Source organism: Bacteroides sp. 4_1_36, from assembly GCF_003466325.1.
Classification (GTDB): Bacteria; Bacteroidota; Bacteroidia; order Bacteroidales; family Bacteroidaceae; genus Bacteroides; species Bacteroides uniformis.
Map to the genome: position 1 here is coordinate 37,795 of NZ_QSOX01000024.1, position 22,943 is coordinate 60,737.

At 47.4% G+C, this 22,943-nt stretch carries 19 protein-coding genes; 10 read left to right on the forward strand and 9 right to left on the reverse strand.

Annotation, left to right across the window (positions count from 1 at the left end; genetic code table 11):
- Positions 1-201 precede the first annotated feature (201 nt).
- Both DXD65_RS18085 and DXD65_RS18090 read left to right on the forward strand, forming a co-directional pair.
- Positions 202-1,518, forward strand: a complete 1,317-nt coding sequence (locus DXD65_RS18085) for a DUF4270 family protein (RefSeq protein ID WP_117887848.1) — start codon at positions 202-204, stop codon at positions 1,516-1,518.
- Positions 1,515-2,726, forward strand: a complete 1,212-nt coding sequence (locus tag DXD65_RS18090) for a hypothetical protein (RefSeq protein ID WP_117887849.1) — start codon at positions 1,515-1,517, stop codon at positions 2,724-2,726. Before DXD65_RS18085 ends, DXD65_RS18090 begins: the two co-directional genes overlap by 4 nt.
- 153 nt (positions 2,727-2,879) lie before the next feature.
- Here the strand turns inward: DXD65_RS18090 and DXD65_RS18095 are convergent, their stop codons facing one another.
- A complete protein-coding gene (locus DXD65_RS18095) occupies positions 2,880-3,626 on the reverse strand; it encodes a LytR/AlgR family response regulator transcription factor (protein WP_057089632.1) in 747 nt (248 codons plus the stop codon).
- 202 nt (positions 3,627-3,828) lie between these two features.
- Between DXD65_RS18095 and DXD65_RS18100 the strand changes: the two genes are divergently transcribed.
- On the forward strand, positions 3,829-4,434 hold the full coding sequence (locus DXD65_RS18100; protein WP_005833978.1) for a hypothetical protein: 606 nt from the start codon (positions 3,829-3,831) through the stop codon (positions 4,432-4,434).
- 33 nt (positions 4,435-4,467) lie between these two features.
- On the opposite strand, the gene DXD65_RS18105 is transcribed toward DXD65_RS18100, so the two are convergent.
- On the reverse strand, positions 4,468-4,860 hold the full coding sequence (locus DXD65_RS18105) for a PH domain-containing protein (protein ID WP_005825240.1): 393 nt from the start codon (positions 4,858-4,860) through the stop codon (positions 4,468-4,470).
- A gap of 33 nt (positions 4,861-4,893) precedes the next feature.
- Complete coding sequence (locus DXD65_RS18110) at positions 4,894-5,268, reverse strand: helix-turn-helix transcriptional regulator (RefSeq protein ID WP_005833976.1); 375 nt, start codon at positions 5,266-5,268, stop codon at positions 4,894-4,896.
- Between the two features lie 220 nt (positions 5,269-5,488).
- On the opposite strand from DXD65_RS18110, the gene DXD65_RS18115 reads away from it, so the two are divergent.
- The 4 genes from DXD65_RS18115 to DXD65_RS18130 all read left to right on the forward strand — a co-directional run bounded on the left by DXD65_RS18115 (position 5,489) and on the right by DXD65_RS18130 (position 13,037).
- Positions 5,489-7,408, forward strand: a complete 1,920-nt coding sequence (locus tag DXD65_RS18115; protein ID WP_005825236.1) for a tetratricopeptide repeat protein — start codon at positions 5,489-5,491, stop codon at positions 7,406-7,408.
- A gap of 76 nt (positions 7,409-7,484) precedes the next feature.
- A complete protein-coding gene (nadB, locus tag DXD65_RS18120) occupies positions 7,485-9,056 on the forward strand; it encodes an L-aspartate oxidase (protein ID WP_005825234.1) in 1,572 nt (523 codons plus the stop codon).
- A gap of 18 nt (positions 9,057-9,074) precedes the next feature.
- The gene (locus DXD65_RS18125; RefSeq protein ID WP_057089628.1) at positions 9,075-10,823 is read left to right on the forward strand and encodes a transglutaminase domain-containing protein; all 1,749 of its coding nucleotides are present in this window, start codon (positions 9,075-9,077) and stop codon (positions 10,821-10,823) included.
- A gap of 30 nt (positions 10,824-10,853) precedes the next feature.
- On the forward strand, positions 10,854-13,037 hold the full coding sequence (locus DXD65_RS18130; RefSeq protein ID WP_057281507.1) for a DUF3857 domain-containing protein: 2,184 nt from the start codon (positions 10,854-10,856) through the stop codon (positions 13,035-13,037).
- Positions 13,038-13,330: 293 nt separating this feature from the next.
- On the opposite strand, the gene rbr is transcribed toward DXD65_RS18130, so the two are convergent.
- Positions 13,331-13,909, reverse strand: coding sequence for a rubrerythrin (rbr, locus tag DXD65_RS18135; protein WP_005825226.1), 579 nt, complete (start codon positions 13,907-13,909; stop codon positions 13,331-13,333).
- Positions 13,910-14,230: 321 nt separating this feature from the next.
- Between rbr and DXD65_RS18140 the strand changes: the two genes are divergently transcribed.
- Together DXD65_RS18140 and DXD65_RS18145 are read left to right on the forward strand one after the other, a co-directional pair.
- A complete protein-coding gene (locus DXD65_RS18140) occupies positions 14,231-15,913 on the forward strand; it encodes a SulP family inorganic anion transporter (protein WP_005825218.1) in 1,683 nt (560 codons plus the stop codon).
- A 7-nt stretch (positions 15,914-15,920) separates the two neighbouring features.
- Positions 15,921-16,760 carry a DNA/RNA non-specific endonuclease gene (locus DXD65_RS18145; protein WP_057256734.1) on the forward strand — a complete coding sequence of 280 codons (840 nt, stop codon included), beginning with the start codon at positions 15,921-15,923 and terminating at the stop codon, positions 16,758-16,760.
- A 5-nt stretch (positions 16,761-16,765) separates the two neighbouring features.
- On the opposite strand, the gene DXD65_RS18150 is transcribed toward DXD65_RS18145, so the two are convergent.
- The 3 genes from DXD65_RS18150 to DXD65_RS18160 form a co-directional block, all read right to left on the reverse strand.
- Positions 16,766-17,275, reverse strand: a complete 510-nt coding sequence (locus DXD65_RS18150) for a flavin reductase family protein (RefSeq protein WP_009037517.1) — start codon at positions 17,273-17,275, stop codon at positions 16,766-16,768.
- A gap of 10 nt (positions 17,276-17,285) precedes the next feature.
- The gene (locus tag DXD65_RS18155) at positions 17,286-18,059 is read right to left on the reverse strand and encodes a radical SAM protein (RefSeq protein WP_008662280.1); all 774 of its coding nucleotides are present in this window, start codon (positions 18,057-18,059) and stop codon (positions 17,286-17,288) included.
- A 138-nt stretch (positions 18,060-18,197) separates the two neighbouring features.
- Positions 18,198-20,243, reverse strand: coding sequence for a helix-hairpin-helix domain-containing protein (locus tag DXD65_RS18160; protein ID WP_098031894.1), 2,046 nt, complete (start codon positions 20,241-20,243; stop codon positions 18,198-18,200).
- A 97-nt stretch (positions 20,244-20,340) separates the two neighbouring features.
- Here DXD65_RS18160 and DXD65_RS18165 point away from each other — a divergent pair, with 97 nt between their 5' ends.
- The gene (locus DXD65_RS18165; RefSeq protein WP_005833968.1) at positions 20,341-20,973 is read left to right on the forward strand and encodes a DUF4294 domain-containing protein; all 633 of its coding nucleotides are present in this window, start codon (positions 20,341-20,343) and stop codon (positions 20,971-20,973) included.
- Here DXD65_RS18165 and DXD65_RS18170 read toward each other — a convergent pair.
- The gene (locus DXD65_RS18170; RefSeq protein ID WP_005825207.1) at positions 20,968-21,708 is read right to left on the reverse strand and encodes a DUF5131 family protein; all 741 of its coding nucleotides are present in this window, start codon (positions 21,706-21,708) and stop codon (positions 20,968-20,970) included. The genes DXD65_RS18165 and DXD65_RS18170 overlap by 6 nt on opposite strands.
- A 129-nt stretch (positions 21,709-21,837) precedes the next feature.
- Entirely contained in the window at positions 21,838-22,800 is a 963-nt protein-coding gene (locus DXD65_RS18175; RefSeq protein WP_005825206.1) for a YitT family protein, read from the reverse strand.
- Between the last annotated feature and the right edge of the window lie 143 nt (positions 22,801-22,943).

Consider the following 22,943-nt stretch of genomic DNA (forward strand, 5'->3'; position numbering starts at 1 on the left):
TTTCCAAAACAAGAAGCTGCGGGAGGTCCTTTTTGTCTGTCCGCAAAAGTAAACCACCGCAACCACACCGACAAAAATAACCGACGAACAGTCCGAAATTCCCGTTAAACGCCTTTACCGATAAAAAACGTCCGAACGCCGATTTTTGTAGGAAGATATAAAAGTTTTGCCTTTCCTTTGCCGCCAACTAAAAGAACAGAAATGAAGAAGTCATTGTACAGCTTATTCGCAGTCCTCGCTATCTTCTGCGCCTGCCAGGACGAGAACTCGCAGCTTGGAAAGAGCCTCGTGGAAAGCTCCTTCTATAATGTATACGCAGACACCTGCTCGGTAGACATCAGCACCATCCTGCTGGACTCCATAGAGACCCGGGGCGACAGCATCTGCCAGCTGGGACATTACCGGAGCAGCGCCTGGGGAGAAGTATCCGCCACCTACTATGCCGAATACTCCACGTCCGACTTCACCCCCAACACAGACTATACCTATACCCTCGACTCCCTCGTACTGCGAATGATACCTTCGGGCCATTTCTGGGGAGATACCCTGACGCAACAGCGCATCTCCATCTACCGGCTGAAAAACCCTATCGTGCTGGACAACGACGAGGACCTTTACAACAGCACCGTACTCCCGACGGAAGATACCCCGCTCTTCAGCTTTACCTTCACCCCCTGCCCGGGGCGGAAGAAGGAAGTAAGCGTCCGCCTGCCCGACTCATGGGGACAACAACTGCTGAATGACCTCGTGGCGCAGGACGACTACTTCGATACCCAAGACAAGTTCAAGAAGAAATTCCCCGGACTGGCCTTTGTTCCCGAAAACGACGGGCAGTGTATCACCGGATTCATGGTGAACGACTCTGCCATGAGCATCAACCTCCACTACCAGGAAGTCTCCAACCAGCGGACCGGACAAGTGCTGACTTTCAGCGTAAACACCGACTATGCCTATACCGGTATCCGGCACGACCCCACCGGCACCCACCTTGCTTCCCTGAAAAGCGGAATAGAGAACCTCGTCCACTCCAGCGACATGGGTTGCCTGGCCTATATGCAGGGATTGACGGGTTACTACAACCAACTGGAATTCCCCTACCTCAACAGCCTCGGAAGTGCCGGACAGATAGTCTCCATAGAGAGCGCCACACTCTACCTCTATCCTCTGGCCCGGAGCTACAACGAAGTGAGCCAGCTTCCCAATGACATCCGCCTTTATATCACGGACGAGAACAATGTGCTGGAGGACTACGTATACGGCAGTGACGGCGTAACCGTACAGACCGGCGACCTGACCATCGACGAGATGTACGGGAAAGAGACCTACTACTCCTTCGACCTCACCGAATTCATCCGCAACAACTACGGCACTTCGGGCATCAAGCGGCAGAAACTGCTGATGAGTCTGACAGACGAAGAAAGCACCACCACCTTCAACCAGGTCATCTTCACCAACGACCCCGAACAAGAAAACCAATGCAGATTAGACGTAAGATTCAAAATATACAACGAGCAATGAAACGCCATTACCGGATTCCCCTTCTGCTGTGCAGTCTGTGTACGGCAAGCCTCACTGCCGTGGCACAAAACACCACCAACCTGCCCACCTCCATGTACGGAGTGGGCGAACTGAGTGCCGGTGACGGCGGACGTTATGCCGGCATGGGCAACACGGGCATCGCCCTGAACCGTACCGGATTTCTGAACACGCTGAACCCCGCAGCCATCACCCGCATGGACACCGCCTGCTTCACGTTCGATGTGGGTGCATCTGCCTCATATGCCCGCTACTCCTTTCTGAGCGAACACAGCTCCAACTTCACCGGCAACCCCAACCGCATCAGCATGGGCTTCCGTGTCCTGCCGCGCTGGTATGCCCTTGTAGGTGCAGCACCATACAGCAGTGTGGGCTATGTCATCCAGACCGAAGAAGAGATAGAGGGAATGCCCGGCAACTACACCTACTCGCTCTTTGAGGGTACGGGCGGACTATACCGGTGCTACGTCACCAATGCCTTTGCACTGAGCAGGCAACTGTCGGTCGGCATCAATCTGGGGATGATAGCGGGCACAGTGACGCAAAGCGAAACGCAGGAAAGCGCCGTCGTAAAGTACGAATCTTCTAAACAGGCCTTTTATGCGGACTTCGGCATACATTACGAATGGGGTGCGACCGGACAACGGAAGTGGGCGGCAGGGCTGGTATTTGCTCCCTCCCTTCCCATCAGCCACGACAATACACTGACTTACAGCAACTCATCTACCAGCGAGAACCTCGATAAAGGATACCACAGCCGTACACAATATCTGCCCATGCACCTCGGCACCGGCCTCAGCATAACCACCGAACGCTGGGTGCTGACCGCCGACTACAACTACCTGGACTGGAGCCGCAACTCCTCCTCCTACACTTCCATGAAATACGAGAACCAGCACAAAGTGAACCTGGGAGGCAGCTACATTACCAAGCCACGTCTGGCACGTTCCACCGAGCTGATGGGTGGAATAGGTTTCGGCAACTCCTATATCAACCTGAAAGGCGGGAAGATGCAGTATCTGGAAGCCAGTGTAGGGGCGAGCTTCCCCATCCGGTACTCCTATCTTTCGCTGGGCGCCACCTGGCGGAAACAACTGAACACACGCAGCAATCTGATGCAGGAAAGCCGATTCAGCCTGAATCTGAACTTGACGTTCGGGGAAAGGATTTCGAGAGCAAAACTAAAGTAATACAAGGTTCCGGTTCACCACAGATTACACGGATTTTACACCGAATGATTATCATTTGTTGGATCTATATATGCAACGCGTTGCATATATAGATGCAGCACGCTGGAACTATAGATCCAACAAACAAAGTATATAGTATCTGAAAACAGGGTATTACAACACTGCCAGCCTGGACACATACCCTTTCACCCTTTCGCGGTAAGCATCGCCAATGGGGACATCCTTCTGCTCTATGAGCAGTGTACTGCGCCCGATGGCGCTGATGCAGTCCATGCGGACAATAAAAGAACGGTGTACGCGGATAAATTCATCGGCCGGAAGTTTTTCTTCCATATACTTCATGCTACACAAGCTCAAGATAGGCTTAGGGGCATCTTTACAGAAAATCTTCACATAATCGCCCATACCTTCTATATAGTTTATCCGTTCCAGGTCGAGCCGCATGATGCGGTTGTCACACCGCATGTAAATCACCTTCGGAACCTCTTCCGGACCTTGCCTTTGCTTGGGGGCGGACGTACCTGCATCCTGCAAAGAGAACCAGCGTGCCGCTTTGCTGACAGACTGGAAAAACGTGGAGAAATTGAGCCCGTCCATCAGATAGTCCAACGCATCCAGACGGAAACATTCGGCAGCATAGCGGTCGGTGTCTGTAATGAAAATGACACGAGTAGACGAGGACAAGAGCCTGCAAAAATCCATTCCGTTGATTTCACCTTCTTCCACCGGATAGATGCCGACAAAATAAACTTCCACTTTTGTCTCATAATAATCCTTCAGCGCTTCAAGAGGATTGCCGTACTTTCCGTGCAAAGAGAGAAAAGGAACTTTGCCGATATACTCTTCCAATCTTCCGGTAATCTCCGGGTCCGCATGCAAAATGGCACAATTCAAGTTCATATCCGTTTCTTTTTTACATAATGGACGCTGCCACATCCAAAAAACTGCAAACAGAAGAGCTAAAATTAAGCTTTATTTATGATTCAAAAACAATCTGCCTCTACGGAAAGACTATATTATCAGGAAAATAAAGTGCTTATTATGAACAGTTTCAAAAAATAAACTTATCTTTGCATGTACATCCCCACAAAAAGTAAAGGCTATGAAACAACAGAAACTATTCCACCTCGTATTGTCCGCCATGCTGATTGTTTGCACGACCGGCTGTTATGATAAAGACGAAATTAAAGATGCTGAAAAATATCTGTTCAAAGATATTCAATACTCTTTTGAAGAAGGGGATGGATTCAGTACGTATGATGTAGAGCTCCTGCCCTTCATCATGGAAAACAATTTAAACAATAGTATCACCACCACAAACTCCCCCTTCGAAGACACATGGCAGGAAACCACCTTTCAGAGCAACGACCCCGAAGCATTTGTATGGATGGGGGAAGAAGATGTGTTCGTCAATACCCCTTACATGTTTGGAGATGAACTATTGTTAAGTGGGGCAACCATAAAATATGGCAGCGAAACAACAAAAGCCAAAGGTCCAAACAGCAGTACTTCCACCATCAGCATACAACCTCACTGTCGGCTCATCATAAAAGGAACACTACACTACAGCAAGCTTGTAGCTACCTATACGCTGACATTCGCAGGTGAATATACAAAAACGGAAAAACAGATAAAGGGAAAGTTCATACAAACAACTCCGGAAAGCTACACAGGAGACATTACCATGGAACCGATAACGGCAGATTAAAACGGAATCGCATACGTGGGCACACCCTATTGCTCACCCTCTCCGTTCCTCCAGTAACCGGATAAACTCCTCCTCCTTGACGGGAAGAAGCACTACACACTTGCCCTCGCCATATTTCACGAGCACATAGCGCATCACCGCAAACCGCCCTACCTGCATGGAAGAAGCACGCTCCACAGAAGTGATGTCTTTCATCAGAATTTCCTTACTCCGGGAGAAACGGCCGAAGGACAGCACCAACTTCCCGTCGGGCGTTACGGTATAGGTGGTATGAATCAGCTTCTCGATAATAACCACCAGCCAAAGCATGAAAATAGCAGCCAGGAACGGAGACTTGTACCAAAGCATATAGACGGCGAGAATACCTATCAGGATGAGAAACAGATACTGCCCCATAGCAATGCGCGCATGAAAGATTCGATTCATTTTATCTGATTTTTGCCGCTAAGGTACGTATTTTTATGATAACAACTTCTTCATTAGTATCTCCATTTCTCGAACTTCCGTCACATTCAGCTTGCGGCAGACCGAAGCACATAACAATTCTACCCGTTCCGGCGAAAAATAAATCAGTTCTGCAATCTCCTTTACAGACTGTCCAAGAGCTACCAGCATACATATCAGTTCTTCATCCTTATCCACCTCCGGAATAGACTGATAAAGTTTCTCTAAAAAAGAAGGATAATGAAAAATAAAGATTTCACGGAATACAGCCTCACGAGTTCCGGACAACAAAGCCTCCGAAGCATTGGGAGAATCTTCCGAAATCATTTCGCGCAAAGCTCTGGCAATCTCCTGCATATTAAAAGGTGTCACTGTTTTCTTTGTTTTCATTGTATCTTATTTCACCATTATACATATTTACAATCGTTTTGATACAAATTTGCAAAATATGCACAACCTAACCATAAGAATACGATATACAATCTGATATACAATTTCATATTATATTTATTATCAAATAATTAACAAGAAACAAAAAACAAGTCCATTGTTGTAAATTTTAAATTAAGAAATTATATCTTTGCCTTACAAAACAAACAGTCCACAAAATATGAATGCCAAAAAACTTTCATTTTTACTTCTGATTCTCGTAGCTGTAGCCTGCACCAACCGCTCCACCTCTTCGGAACAAGACGAAATGAGGCATTGGAACAATGTCCTTCAACAAATCAATGCCTTACTACTCGAAAACAAAGCGCGACAAACGTTGGATCTTGCCAAACAGACCTTGCCCGAAATCCTGGAATCGGCAGAAAAAAACGGAACTACAGATACCCTGATTTACTATGCCCGCAAGATATTTAATGCCTGCGGGAACAATTACATAAACACCAAACAATACAAAGACGGCATCGACTATATGGACAGCATTGGGAACCATCCCCTCATCCGCGAACATTGCCCGCACGAACTGCTGAGCTTCAAGGCCGGACTGAACCAACTGTATGGCAATAACCCGGAAGCTGTCCGACTGGCAGAAGACTACCTCCAGTTACCGGTCTGTACCAGTGCCAATGACTTTATCCGGCAGGCAGAAATCATAAGCGGTGTCTACATGTACTCCGGAAACAATCTACCCAAAGCTATCCAAATTTTGGAAAAAGCAATAGATGTCTACCGGAAAGGTGGAAACTTCCCGAACATGCTGCGGATAATGTCACGGTTGGGCATCTATTACCACCTCAGTGGCGAATACGAGAAAGCTATAGCCACTAACCAAGAAGCCATAGCCACTTACAACGACAGCATAGCACCTGGAAATGTAGTGATTGCCTACGGAGAACAAGCTAATCTCTACGCCGAACTGGGTATGTACGACCAGGCCCTGGAAATGAACAAAAAAGCCCAATACTACTCCATGCTGAAAGACAGCTTCGGACTGGGAGACTTGTACCGCTACCGTGCCCAGATCTTTCGTAACATGAATCAAAAGGACTCTGTATTCCACTACCTCAGGCTGGGAGAAAAGTTGTCAATGATACAAAACAGCTTTAAGGGCGTATTCGTAAACAAAGTAGAAACGGTAAACAGTTATCTGGACTATCCCGACTCTTTGGAAAAAGCACTGCAACTTGCCCTTAGCATCTGTCCCGATACCGTGCGGATGCCCCAATGGGCCAAATACCAACTCAACCTCCACCTAGGCCGGGCCTTACTGCAAACCGGGAAGGAGCAAAACGGCATACACCTGATAGACCGGGCTGCACAAGACCTCATCAACATGAAGTTCATGGAAGGCCGCGATGCCAACGAGATATTAATGGATTACTATCTGGCCAAAGGCATGAACGACGATTTTGCTCGTTGCTACATCCGTAACCGACAGTTTGCCGATTCTCTGGACAATAACGAAAAGAAACGTGCTGTGGCAGCAGCCAACATCCGGTTTGATGCCAACCAAAAAGAGAAAGAAAACAAACTGCTCTCGGCACAAGTGCAATGGCAGCAACAGCAGTTGTTCTACAACATCTGCATCTCCATTACATTACTGTTGCTACTTATCACCACTACAGCCTATTTCATCATCCGAAGGAAGGCCAACCACCAGCTTATAGAAAACAACAAACGGGAAATACAGACCCTCATTACCCGGCAGCAAGACCTGAACCGCCGCAACGAACAACTGACGGAAGAAATAGAACGGGCCATGGCTACCAATAACCTCAACTCCATTCGCCAGCTCACCGTGCAAAGCCTGCTCAGCAGGGAAGATGAGAACACATTCCGCCGGTCGTTTGCCACCATACATCCTTCTTATCTGCCCAAGCTCCGCGAAAGTTATCCTCAACTGACCCGCAACGAAGAATTGCTGGCCATGCTCATCTGCATGAACCAAAGTACCGACGAAATAGCCCTTATCATGGGAATCAACCGGAATAGTGTAAACGTAGTCCGTTCGCGCATGCGCAAGAACATGGAATTGCCCAAAGAAAAATCCCTGGATGAAGTATTGAAACAATACCTTACATAACAAATAAAAATAAGCCCGCTTATTTTGCTCTACGTTTGGTTTACACTATCTTTGCGGCGTTTAATACACAAAACCTATGGTAAGAAAGTTCGATTTTCTCGTTATCGGCTCCGGACTTGCCGGTATGAGTTTTGCGCTGAAAGTAGCGCATAAAGGAACAGTAGCCCTCATTTGTAAGGCAGGTTTGGAAGAGGCAAACACTTATTTTGCACAAGGAGGTATCGCCTCTGTCACCAATCTGGCCGTAGACAATTTTGAAAAGCATATCGAAGATACCATGATTGCGGGTGACTGGATAAGCGACCGTGAAGCCGTAGAGAAGGTGGTGCGCAATGCCCCCGAACAAATCAAGGAGCTTATCAAATGGGGAGTGAACTTCGACAAAAAGGAGGACGGAGAGTTTGACCTGCACAAAGAAGGCGGCCACTCCGAATTCCGCATCCTCCACCATAAGGACAATACGGGTGCAGAGATACAGACCAGCCTCATTGAAGCTGTGAAGCAACACCCCAACATCACCGTACTGACCGACCATTACGCTGTGGAAATCATTACCCAGCATCACCAGGGAATCATCGTTACCCGCCACACCCCCGGCATCAAGTGCTACGGTGCCTATGTGCTGAACGAAGCGACGGGCGAGGTGGATACCTTCCTTTCCAAAGTCACCATCATGGCAACGGGCGGTTGCGAAGCCGTTTACCGCCATACCACCAACCCGCTGGTGGCCACGGGAGACGGCATTGCCATGGTCTACCGTGCCAAGGGAGCAGTGAAAGACATGGAATTCATCCAATTCCATCCCACAGCTCTTTTCCATCCGGGAGACCGCCCCTCGTTCCTCATCACCGAAGCCATGCGCGGTTATGGCGGCGTGCTGCGTACCAAAGACGGAAAAGAATTCATGCAGAAGTACGACCCGCGACTCTCGCTGGCCCCGCGTGACATCGTGGCGCGTGCCATCGACAACGAAATGAAACAGCGCGGTGAGGACCATGTGTATCTGGACGTCACCCACAAAGACCCCGAAGAAACCAAGAAGCACTTCCCTAACATATACAAGAAATGCCTCAGCATCGGTATAGACATTACAAAGGAATACATACCGGTAGCCCCCGCCGCCCATTATCTCTGCGGTGGCATCAAGGTGGATTTGGACGGACAGAGCAGCATCCGCCGCCTGTACGCCATCGGCGAATGTTCGTGCACCGGACTGCATGGTGGCAACCGTCTGGCAAGCAACTCACTGATTGAAGCCGTGGTTTATGCCGACGCGGCAGCCAAACACGCGCTGAGCGTACTGGAACGTTATGACTTCAACGAAGACATTCCCGAATGGAACGACGAAGGTACCATTTCCACCGAAGAACGTGTCCTCATCACACAAAGCATGAAGGAAGTGAACCAGATTATGGAGGCATACGTAGGTATTGTCCGCAGCAATACCCGGTTGACACGTGCCTGGAACCGACTGGACATACTTTACGAGGAGACAGAAGCACTCTTCAAGCGGAGCAAGGCTACCCGAGAGCTGTGCGAACTGCGCAACATGATAAACGTAGGATACCTGATAACAAAGCAAGCCATGGAACGCAAGGAAAGCCGCGGACTGCACTACACGATAGACTATCCGCACGCCAAGAAATAAACATAAATCCTCTCCATCATGAGGAAACAATATTTCTCTTTCATTTTTTTGTATATTTTCTCAAGCTGTCTCTACAGTCAGACGATGGACGACAATATCATCATCAACTGCTGTGAAGACAGCTATGTTTTTAAAGAAGGCCCGGGAAACAACCCCATCGTACAAAACACCCGAAAGACCGAATATGAAGCTTCACGAATGGGAGCTACCGTACAACCTCATATGTTCTATGGCGAATTCATCTCCCTGGACGAAGCCAAAGCTAAGGGAGTACTTGCCCCCAAAGCCATCCACCGCCATGCCACACCGGAAAATGTATTCTTCGACGATACCCGTATCTGCTACTTCAACCTCTCCCTAAGCCGGCAGGGGAAAAAGGCGGCCGTACAGTTCAACCGTACCTTCCATGACCTGCGCTACTTTACACACATCTACTTTCCGGAGGAATACTTCATCCGCAAGAAACGTATCACCGTCACCATTCCTGCCGCACTGTCCCGTTTCCGGCTGGTGGAGAAGAACTTCGGTCCCGGCATCCGGTGTGAAAAGAGCGTGAATAAGGAAGGGGATTCCCTTTTTGTCTACACCTTAAAAGGAGTGCCTGCCACCCGAAAGGAAGAAGCTGCTCCCGCAGACAACTGCCTTTATCCCCATCTGCTGGTGACCGGTCCCTTTGCCGATGTACAGGCCATGTACCGCTGGCTGAACGGACTGGCCGAGGTGGACTGCACTCTCCCCCAAGCCGAAATGCTGACGGATGAAATTACTGCCGGATGCACCGATGAACTGGAGAAGATACGCCGCACCTATGCCTACGTACAGCAGAACATACGCTACATCGCCTTTGAAAACGGATTGGCAGGACATCGGCCCGACCGGCCTGCCGAAGTGCTGCGCAAGCGTTACGGCGACTGCAAGGGAATGGCACTCCTGCTGCGCACATTGCTGAAAGCCCAAGGATTCGATGCCCGAATGGCCTATATCGGTACGGACGACATCGCCAGTTCTCCCGACGAAGTGCCGACACTGGCTGCCATCAACCATGCCTTCTGCCTTCTTTTCCATCAAGGGAAAAGATATTGCCTGGATGCCACCTACCGATACCTACCGCCCGAAGACATCCCCCAAGGTATACAAGGCCGAAAAGCACTGGTAGAAAACGGAGACAGCTGCCTGATACTGACTCTTCCCCAGCAGGATGCCTCTACCTCTACGGACAGTCTCAATTATCACTATCGCTTGATGACGGACAGCAATCCCCCTACCCTGAAAGGCACCGCCATCCGCGTAAGTACGGGCGAATACAAGGAATACCTGCTCAGTCTCTACCATGACACCCCCAAGGAGAAGCAGACAGACCTGCTAAACAATCAGATAAACAATACCGCTGCCGTACAATCGGCCGATGGAGAGTACTGCCTCGAAGCAGACCCGCACGAAGACTTCTTCCACCAGCCCATTGACACCACCCGCCGCAAGCAGGATTACCTACTGCCGTGGAGATGCCGTATTATACGCGAGGTAACGATTGATATTCCACAAGGATATGCCGTGTCTTATTTGCCTGCAGACTTTCACATTGAAACGAATCAGGGCATCCTCAGTTGCTCCTACCGCGCCGGAGCAGGATATATCCACTTCCGAAAAGTGATGGAGATACGCAGAAAACGTATTCCACTTGCTCTTATCCCTGCTTGGAATGATGCCCTGCGACAATGGAAAAAAGCCTGCAACGAACAGATAGTAATCCGGCAAAGCACCCTTTAAACAAATAATTGAACATAAAACGCCATCACCATGAAAACAACACGTTCTTTCCTACTGCTGCTGATGTTACTTGCCACTTCGGGACTAAATGCCCAAAAGGAAGAAGACAAATATGCTGCGCTCGTAAGCGAAGTGCGCAATGAAGTATGGTCGCTGAACCTGCCCGACTTTAAAAATATGACTGTACCCGAGAAATACAGAAACGAACCCGCCGTTATCCTTGCCGCACACAGCCGTCTGGAGGTAACCCGGAAAACCAAGTTGGACTGGTGGGGAATGGGATTGACCAAACAACAGATAACCTGCCGCAGCATCTACCGCCAAATGGTATACATCAACAGCCAAAGTGCACTGGAAGAGATGTCACAGTTCAGCTTCCTTTCCCAGGAAAAAGAACGCTACACCCGCAATGAACAACAGCGTATACTGGGTGTGCGCATCATCAAACCGGACGGAACAATTCAGGAAACAGCCCCGCAGGAGTACATGGAAACCGATGAAGGCGGCCACCCACGTAGCCACAACATCCAAGAGAAATGGAACAAGCTGGCCGTACCCGGACTGGAAATCGGAGACATCATCGACTTGTTCTTCGTACGATACACCATACTGAACAACCAGAACCCCGAACCTTTCGGTTTTTACTTTATGGACAGCTATCCTCTGCTTGCCTATTCCGTCCATTGCGAGATAGACCCCAAGCTGAGCACTTTCTACCGTTGCCTGAACGGAGCAAGGGACTTCGACCATAGCACCGATACCGAAGGAAACCATATCCTCGACTTGCATACCGGAGACTCCGGACGTGTCATTCCCGACTTCTGGTACAACAGTGCCCGGCAAACGCCCATGATTCTGATGTACATCTACAACAGCAAGACACCCTATGCCTGGATGCCACCCAGCGCCCGCAAGCCGGGACTATATGCCAACCCCAATCCAAAACTGATGACAGATGACACACGTGCCTCCATGAAGGCTCCCGGCACCAACTGGTCCGGTCTGCGCAGCGGACGGAAAGGCGAAATATCCAAAGCCCTCAAAGCCCGTCAAGCCGAAGGATGGAGCGATAAGAAACTGATGGACTATCTCTACCAATACTGCTATTACCGGTATATGGAAAACGGTGCAGACTATACTCCCGCCAGTTTCATCCTGCTGATGCACGAACTTCTGGAAAAAGCAGGTATTCCCCACCGGACAGGAATCACGACCAAAGATACCCGGGAGCCTCTGGACCAGCTCATCAACTACAGCAATACCACTTGGTTTATCTATCTGGAATCCAACGGAAAATGCTATACTCCACCGGCCTGCTATGCTGTTCCCGGTGAAGTGTCTGCCAGCCTGCAAGGCGAAGAAGCCATACTGGAAGACAACACATGCCTTACCCTTCCCTCCACCACCCCCCAAGACAACCGGGATATGGCTACCATAAACGCTTCTATAAGCGGCACCACTCTCCACATCAGCCGCCGGGAAGAGATGAGCGGTGCACTGAAAGAACACTTCCAACCCTACCTCATTATGGACGAGGACCTTTACAACTCCGTTCGTCGCCAACTGGGTATTACAGCCACCATCTACGACGAAACCAAAGAAAAATTCCATGCCGACCTGCGCGAAAGTTACCGCCGTGAACGGGAGCAGGAGAAAGAGCGTTACCGTAATGAAATCATCGGTTATCATGGCTCGGAAGAAGGACTGGAAACACTCCTCGGCTACCAGCTTTTCAGCATCGGAAACCGGGCAGACAGTGCGGCACTTGCCTATCAAGTGGACTATGTACTGGACGGATACGTAAAGAAAGCGGGTACAAACTTTGTTCTCTCCGTAGGTCGGTTGATAGGGTCACAGCCAGAGCTGAAAGGCGAACAACGCCTGCGCAAGGAGGACATTTATTGGGAGATGCCCCGTTGTTACCAATGGGACATCACAGTCAATCTGCCGGAAGGTTATCGAATTTCTCCCGAAGGCCTGGAAAGACTGAACGTAAAAGTAGAAAACGACTGCGGCGCTTTCATTGTCCAAGCCACCACTGAAGACGGAACATTAAGAATAAAAGCCGAAAAACGCATCAACCACAAGACGGAACCGGTAGCCAACTGGGAGAAACTGCTTGAAATAACCGATGCTGCCAACAGTTATGAAGCACTTTCAATAGTGTTCCAAGCAACCATTAATCCCCCTACATCTCCAACAACCGGCTATTAATCCTTCTCTGCCCGCTGCAGCATCGCCATACACAGCTTGCTGTCGTACTGTACAGCCACTGCAAAACGACTGCATACTTTTTGCAGCGTCACTGCATACCGGTTTGCAGCAGCACTGCAATTGATTTGCAACAGCACTGCAACAGTTTTGCAGTCGCACTGCAATTTGTTTGCAGTGACGCTGCAGCAAATGTGCAGCAATTACAAGCTATATGACTGTCACAGCAAACAAAAAGCCCCGCAGAGCTTGCTTTCGCTCTGCGGGACTTTGTTCTCTCTATGAGGAAATTATCATCAATAGTTTGACTTCTTTACTTCGAAGTAAGCCTGCGGATGCAAGCAAGCCGGGCATACCTGAGGAGCTTCCTTACCGGTGTAGATGAAACCACAGTTGCGGCACTGCCATACCACTTCGCCTTCCTTGGCAAATACGCTGGCAGTCTCTATATTCTGGATAAAAGCGCGATAACGTTCTTCGTGTCCCTTTTCGGCAATGGCGATGTTACGGTACATAAGAGCGATTTCGGGGAAACCTTCTTCGTCTGCAATATCAGCAAACTTAGGATAATCCAATGACCATTCTTCGTGTTCGCCGGCAGCAGCTTCCTGAAGATTTTCCAGGGTAGTGCCGATAACACCTGCAGGATAAGAAGCGGTGATTTCCACCATACCGCCTTCCAGCCACTTGAACATACGTTTAGCGTGTTCCTTTTCCTGGTCAGCCGTTTCTGTGAAAATAGCGGCGATTTGTTCGTAACCTTCTTTCTTGGCTACACTTGCAAAATAAGTGTAACGCATTCTTGCTTGTGATTCACCAGCGAATGAAGTCAGCAGATTCTTCTCAGTCTGAGTTCCTTTAACACTTTTAGCCATAGTCTCTTTTTTTATTAGTTAATATAATTACGTATAAATGTCGTTCGTACTGTTTATAAACAACACAAAATTACGAATTTAGTTTGGAATAATCACACCTCTGCCCCATCGGATTTATTTATCGTCTTATAGAAAGAATCTATCTTCACCGATAACCCGAAGAGGCATTTCAGACATAATTAATAGCACATATCTGATAAGGAAAACAAAATACATCACAGTTGTGTTCACTAATATCCATTATTTTATCTACTTTTGCAGGCAATTTGCAATATATACATTACATTCTGTATAAAAAAACGTATAAAAAAGTAGATTATAATGAAAGCGTTCGGATTCAGACCAAAGCTATACACGGCTTTAAAAAATTACTCTAAAGAACTGTTCATGGCAGACCTGATGGCAGGTATCATTGTAGGTATCGTTGCCCTCCCGCTTGCCATTGCATTCGGTATCGCCTCCGGCGTATCACCGGAGAAAGGTATCATTACGGCTATCATAGCTGGTTTCATCATCTCCCTGATGGGTGGGAGCAAGGTACAGATTGGAGGACCGACCGGTGCGTTCATCGTCATTATCTATGGCATCATCCAGCAATACGGTGAATCGGGGCTTATTGTCGCCACACTGATGGCAGGCGTACTGCTTATCCTGCTGGGAGTTTTCAAGCTGGGAGCTGTCATTAAGTTTATCCCCTATCCCATCATCGTAGGTTTTACAAGCGGTATTGCCGTCACCATCTTCACTACGCAGATTGCCGACATTTTCGGGCTGACGTTCGGAGGAGAGAAAGTTCCGGGAGACTTTGTAGGAAAATGGATGATTTATTTCCGACATTTCGATACCGTTAACTGGTGGAACACGATTGTAAGTATTGTCAGTATCTTCATCATTGCCATTACACCGCGGTTCTCGAAGAAGATACCGGGGTCACTTATTGCCATCATCGTGGTGACAGTGGCAGTCTGGCTGATGAAAGTATATGGAGGCATTGATTGTATCGATACCATCGGCGACCGTTTCAGCATCCGTGCCGAACTGCCGGATGCCGTGATGCCTGCCCTGGATTGGGAAGCGATAAAGAACTTGTTCCCCGTAGCCATTACAATCGCTGTACTGGGTGCCATCGAATCTTTGCTGTCTGCCACCGTGGCCGATGGTGTGATAGGCGACAAACACGATTCCAACACGGAACTGATAGCACAAGGTGTTGCCAACATGGCTACCCCGCTGTTTGGCGGTATCCCTGCCACCGGAGCCATCGCGCGTACCATGGCAAATATCAACAACGGAGGAAAAACTCCCGTAGCAGGCATGGTGCATGCAGTGGTATTGCTGCTTATCCTACTGTTCCTCATGCCGCTGGCACAGTATATCCCAATGGCTTGCCTGGCGGGTGTACTGGTCATAGTATCCTATAACATGAGTGGTTGGCGTACGTTCAAGGCATTATTGAAGAATCCTAAATCGGATGTCACGGTACTGCTGATTACTTTCTTCCTGACCGTCATCTTCGACCTGACTATTGCCATTGAAGTAGGTCTGGTGATTGCCTGCGTGCTGTTTATGCGCCGCGTCATGGAGACTACCGAAATATCCGTCATCAAAGATGAAATAGACCCGAATGCAGAATCGGACATTGCAAGCAATGACGAGCATCTGATAATCCCCGAGGATGTGGAAGTATATGAAATAAACGGTCCTTACTTCTTCGGCATCGCCACCAAATTCGAAGAAATCATGGCGCGGCTGGGCGACCGCCCCAAAGTGCGCATCATCCGCATGCGTAAAGTTCCGTTCATCGATTCTACCGGTATCCACAACTTGACAAGCCTTTGTGAGATGTCCCAAAAGGAAAAAATAACCATTGTGCTCTCCGGTGTCAATGAAAAGGTACATAAGGTACTGGAAAAATCGGGCTTCTATGAGCTGTTGGGCGAAGAAAATATCTGTCCGAACATAAATGTGGCACTGGAAAGGGCCAAAATGATTATCCAACACTAATCCCGGCATGGCACGAAAAAAAAAGAAACAATCGCAAGGCGTCTATTATCTTATATTGTTTATATGTGCGGTCTGCCTTGCCTATGAACCCGTTGCAAAGATACTTTCGGATGCCAGGCAAAAGAGTTCTACGCCTGCCAAGATAGAACTCACGGCAGGCACACGCCTTGAAATACCGGCAAAGCTGAAGAACGTCTCCGAACAGATTCTCCAGCGGAAAGGCTACACAGTATCCTACAACAAAGATTTAAAGATACCCAACTGGGTAGCCTGGGAACTCACTCCCGAAAAACTGGTGGAGCGTGAAAGCCGTACAGACAAGTTCCTGCCCGACCCCGACCTGCCTGAGCACGAGGCAGTAACCACCGATGACTACAAAGGAGCCGGCATGGACCGCGGACATATGTGTCCGGCCGGTGACAACCGCTGGCACTGGAAAGCCATGCAAGAGAGCTTCTACATGACAAACATTTGCCCGCAGAACCACAATCTAAACCGTGGCGACTGGAAAGAACTGGAAGAGTCATGCCGCCGTTGGGCACAAGAAGAAGGCAAGATATACATTGTATGCGGTCCTATTCTCTATGACCAACGTCACCGCACCATTGGTAAGAAGCACAAAATTACAGTGCCCGAAGCATTCTTCAAGGTCGTTCTGTGTGCAGACAGCAATCCCCCCAAAGCCATCGGCTTCATTTATAAGAATACATCAGGCAATCATCCGTTGGACAGCTACGTCAATACAGTGGACGAAGTGGAACGTATTACAGGTATCGACTTTTTCCCCGCCCTTCCGGATGAAATAGAAGAGAAGGTGGAAGCCGAATATGACTTGAAGCTGTGGTAAAGGAGCTATTCCTTTACCCAGGCATCTACAATCTCGGCTACATAAACCCGGTGCAATCCACCGTGGTCACCGCCATACCAACGTTCGTAGACGGAATGGTCGAGGAAGAGTTCTTCTTTCATATCGGTAATGAAAAGCTTGCGGCACTCCAATCCCAGGCGGTCCTGCTCAAAGAGAATGTTTCCCCGTTCGGTAACAATAGGATTCAGCCCAGTTTCCTTTACCTTATCCACTTCCCTACCCGATTTACTGCCACAAAGATTGTAAATGCTCCGATTTTCCTTTCCTAAAAAAGAAAGGGTGAAATATTCGTTCTCCTCCATAAACTCATACGTATAGCGCTCGGAACGTATAAAGACAAACACCACCGGCTTGTTCCAAAGCCAGCCAATACCTCCCCAACTGGCAGTCATGGTGTTGAAATGTTCTTTACTGCCTGCCGTAACCAGCATCCACTCTTTGCCTATCACTTCGAAGAAGTTCTCACTTAAATCTTTAATTGCTATTGATTTCATAAGTATATTATTAATAAGAAACACTTACCGGTATACCCGTTTCACGTATCCGTTCCGCAATGCGATCCAGTTCCTCATGAGTGGCCTTCTGCAAATCATGGTCGGGCGTTTCGCGGTCGATGGTATAAATCATCACTTGGCGGGGAGCAATCTCCTTGACAGCTTCCAGCCAGGGAAGAACAAATTTATCGGATGTATTATCCATATCTTGTCCTTTATAACTTCCTTTGAGAAACATGGTCTGGATAATGCAGTTCCCTTTGAACGCTTTCATCCCTTCTATAATCTCCCGGATGGAGTAATGTCCGGTAGGACGGTCAAGTACACGGATATACTCTTCATCCACCGTATCCAGTTTAAGGATGTTGTTGTCAATCTTGTTCAAAGCCTCGAATACGGCAGGACGATGAATAAAGGTAGAATTGCTCAGTACGCTCACCTTTGCATTCGGAAAATACTTGTCGCGCAAGGCAAGTGTATCTTCTATGATTTCGGGGAAACGGGGATGTGCCGTCGGTTCTCCATTACCGGCAAAAGTCAGAACATCCGGTGTAGGTCCGTTTTGCTGCATGTCCCGCAGGCGGGCTTCAAGGGCCGAACGGACTTTTTCGCGTGTGGGCAGCGGCTGTTTGGGACGATGGTCGGCATTGAAACCACATTCACAGTAAATGCAGTCGAAAGTGCATACTTTGCCGTCTGCCGGCAATAAATTTATTCCCAAAGATACTCCCAGACGGCGAGAATGAACGGGACCGAATATGGGAGACGGATAAATGACAGTCATACTATTTACGATTTGACGATTTACTATTTACTATTTAATGCTCCGAGTATCTATTAATCTTAGCACTCCAGAGTTCATCCTTGGATTATCATACGGACAAAGATAAAGAAAGAAATAAAAAAGCTATCAATCATTCCTCTAAAACTTGATACGCAGTTGCATCTGCAAGTCCGCTTTCCTATTTCCCGGTATCTCATCATTGCCCGAACCAATCGTCTCCCTATCCTGATAAACCGTCTGTCCGAATTTGGCAAGAAACATGAAGTTCTTACTCAAATCATATCGCAGATGAGCGGAGTAACGGAACCCTTTGCCATAGAAGGAAGGGGTATAGAAAGTATATAACAATCCACGCTCGGAGGCGTAAACACGCGAATCGTAATCGTCCGTATGAAACCAGGTTCCCTGCACGGAAACTGACAGAGGGAAGGGGAAAGTGTACGAGCAAAATTGAGTACACTGATAACCTTGCCGTCTATCAAAGCGATACCCTTCCCCATCCTGCTGACGGAAGTGGTTATAATCTATTGTAGTACGAAAGATATATCTTCCCGGCATATAGGTCAGCCGATAACGGAGTTTATGGTGATAGATAGGTTCGATAACTGCACCGCTTGTACCCGTCACGTCTCTTTCTTTCTGTTTGTACCGATAATTAAAATACATCGAAAGGCTCTTTCGAGGAGTATAAGTAACCTGAAACATGGCATCCACTCCCTTTGAGGGCTTACTTATACGGTATTTCCACCAAGGAAAAGAAAACACATCCAGTGAAGCGAAAAACTTCCAATGGGCGAAAGGTGTGGCCTCTGCTGCCAGATACCATCCGTTCTCATTCTGCGGCATACTGCTTTCGCCAAAGGAACGCCCAAACAAAGTCCAATAATCATATGAATAATACCGGTGAACAAGTAGCAGATGATAATCGGAAGAAAGATTATACTTCAGCCGGTTCAGCAAGGCATAGCCTTTACTGCCGGTTGCCGCTTCCCCCACCCAGACAAAACGGCCCAGACGATACCTATAATCCATGCCCACGTTATAGAAATCACTTCCATGAAGATTGTACTTTGCATACTTGTTCAACCGAGGCTTGTAAGGACGGTCGAAAAAATAGTAAATCCCCGTCACTCCCACCTTCAGAGAGTTCTTTTCATAGGTCATGTTTCCACCTATCACCTGCAAGGCAAAGGCATTCATTTTATCTGCCTCCTTCTGCGTGCGATGCAACCCTGTCTTGTAAATGGAAGTTATCTCGCCATCCTCCACCACACCGTCCATGGAGCGATGCGAATAGAAAGCCGAAATATCCAAGTAAGGCAATACTCCCACCGTTGCCGCCACTCCCCGGAAATAATTGTACTCATCGGTAGAACTATGCTTACGGATGCCTCCGGTACGATATTCTGTTGTAGACATAGAGAATGTTTTTCCTAAACGAAAATCCGTACTAAGTACCAGTCCCTGCCCGAAGCTCAGACGGTAATTGCCCAATGCCAAAGCCTTCAGCCGCCCCAGATTCTTTATCAGAAAATAGAAAGAATAGTAATCATAGCCTTTTCTGTTGTGCAGGGCAAAGAAGGGTTCTCCGGCATCCTTCTCTCCTGTCACGCCTATTTGGAAATAATCTCCATAATGAAAATTATAGCGCAAAGAATGGTAAAGGGAAGGTCCCAGGTAATTCTTCTCATATCCTTTACGGATATAGAACGGTACATCCAAACGTGCCAATGTTTCGTGTTTCCCGTATTTCAGTATAGATTTTAAAGCAGGATACCCCCTACCCGCTTTCACTGCCCGCACACAGACAAAGGGCAGCAGTAGGTCGATGGTACGTTTATCCATCTCCTCCACCAGTTGCAATTCATAAATGGTCTGCATCTGTCCGTGTATATAGACATAAGCCAGAAGATTCTCTATCTGTATATCCGTAAGAAAAGGAAACTGCTCCAATTGCCGTTTAGTGGCGGCATTGAGGTTGACAGGCTCTTGCAGACGTCGGGACAACTCCTCCAATTCATCTTCCCAACCGTATTCTTCCTCATTCCCGATGGAAAGTTGTTCCAAATTTTCTTCCAAAAGAAGTAAAGGCTGTTCTTTCTGAAGGCCGGATATATTTTGAGCTTCAAGCATAGGAGTCATTGACAGCATACTTACAAAAACTCCTATCTTGAGTAATTCCATTAATAGTAGGTCACTTTCATGTTTTGGGAAGCGAAGTTACCTTAAATAAGTTAATTGAGCAAGGAAAAATCAACATGATGCAACAACATTACACAGAATGGTGTACTTTTGCAACATGAACGCAAGGCTTAACATAGTAATACTCATCATGTTTCTTTCTCTCGGAAGCCTGAAATGCTTTGCACAGCAGCAACCACAGTCTGCTGCGCAAAAGAGTGTCTATCTTACTCCCATGTGCGTTTACGAAGGAGATACCATCCCTTATGTCAAGCTCCCCACTGTCTACATCTTCAAGCCGCTTAAATTCAAGAACAAGCGCGACATGAACAAGTACTACAAACTCATTCGTGACGTAAAGAAGGTACTTCCCATCTCCAAGGAGATTAACCGTGCCATCATTGAAACCTACGAATACATGATGACCCTGCCCACCGAGAAAGCCCGCCAGAAACACATGAAAGCAGTAGAGAAAAGCTTGAAGGAGCAATACACTCCCCGCATGAAGAAACTTACCTTTGCCCAAGGCAAACTGTTAATAAAACTGGTAGACCGACAGACCAACTCCACCGGATATGAACTGGTAAAAGCTTTTATGGGCCCTTTCAAAGCCGGTTTCTACCAGACTTTTGCCGCACTCTTCGGCGCCAGTCTAAAAAAACAATACGACCCTATGGGAGACGATGCATTGACCGAACGGGTGATATTGATGGTAGAAAGCGGACAATTATAAACTGATGTTTATTCCCGCCTTGCGTGCCTGCGAATGTTGAAATTGGCGTTTCACATTATATGTCTTTCCGTCTTTGACGAACTTAGAACCGGTCTGCTTGAACCAGAAGTCCACTTTATTTTCCACACAAATTCTGCGAAGGTCCATCACCCATTCAAAATCACAAGGGCGGGCTTCGTAACCGGATTCTCCCCCTGCAACTATCTGTTCAATCCATTCGCCAACAGCATAAGTACTTAAATCTATCCTTTCCAGCAGCGGTTCACAGATTATTATCTTATGCTTTATGGGAGCTCTCCTATAGATGGGCAAGCGATAATCGGCGCAAGTCTGGTTTTCAACCGTACAACAAATGGTTACATTATCATATCCGTCTCCCCAATCATCGGGCAGACAGTCAGAAAAACGGTCTATACGCTTGGTAATCATCATAAAATGCAGGTCACTGCGACAACGAATCATCTCCCATGCTTCGGCCCGCCATTTGTCAGCATCTTCCACAAAGAAATCGGAAGTAAAGCAGGTGTAGACAAATGTTCCAGGTGGTATCTTGAATTCTCCGTTACGCTTTTTACGCAAAGGCAGGTCAAAGTTTTTTGTCCGCACCACCACCGAACTGTCCACCTCTCGTCGGGCATCACCACGATAAACATAACAATGCTTGCAACCTGCACTCAATTTATGGCAACCATGCCATAAGTTCCACATCATCGACTTCGCAACAATACCGTTCATTCAAACAAAAAACTTATCGTTAACACCATGTTGAAAACTATGTTAGCAACATAAATAATCAGTTATTAAACAATTGATATTAAGCTATATATTCAGTTAATAACAGAATGAACAATTGTTTATTACTACCTATTCGGGTTGTACCTCTCCTGCCATCGGAAGCTCTTTCCAACCTTCACCAAATGCATCATAAGCATCGGTAACCACTACAAAAGCCTTTGGGTCTACTTCCCTTATCTTCTGCTTGATACCTACCACTTCCTTGTAACTCACCACAAGAAACAGCATTTCCTTGTCTACATTGGTATAAAGACCACTACTTTTGATGCAAGTGGCTGTACGGTCCAAATCTTTAAGAATATAGTCGTGCAAAGCGGTAAGGCGCATATCACTGATGACAAACAGTATCTTGTCATTCTTCTCCCCATTTATCACATAGGCCAATACCCTTGAAGTGACAAAAATAGCTATCAGTGAATAGAAAGACAAATGCCACGAAGGTTGTGTAGCATCATCCGGATTTCCGATACCGAAACCGATAACCAATAGGCCGAATCCCACCACAATACCATCTACCAGCAGTATCGCCTTTGAAAAACGTATATGGCAATATTTCTGCAATATCATCGCCACAATATCCGTACCTCCTGTAGTAGCCCGGCTACGCACTACAATACCACAGCCTATACCGATAACCACCGCACCAATCACAGAAGTCAGCATCAAATGGTCGGACATATTCAGACTGCCACCCAGCAACTGTGTAGGGTCCAACTGATGGAGCGCTTCTTCAGAAGGATAGGAGAGGAGAGACAGCACATTCATGGCAAGCGGAGTGAATAGTGCCGCCACGATAGTACGTGCTCCCAATTTTGCTCCCAGTACCAGCACGGAAATGATAAGCAAAGGAATATCAAACATATAACCGAAAGTACCTACCTGAATAGAAGGGAACAGATTATGAAGCACAATACTGGCTCCATACACCCCGCCAGGAACAAGATTATAAGGATTGATAAAGTAAACAAAACCTGCTGCCAGAATAGTACAACCTACAAAAATGCCTATCCATGAAGATATTATCTTTTTCATATCGATATGATTTATATATATTCAGCAAATATACAAAAAATAAGAAAAGACACCAACTGTACAGCAAGTTTTCCACATACAACCGATATGTGTTGAATACATGGTTAACAAAAAGGATAAATTAGGAGATAAAGCATTAATTT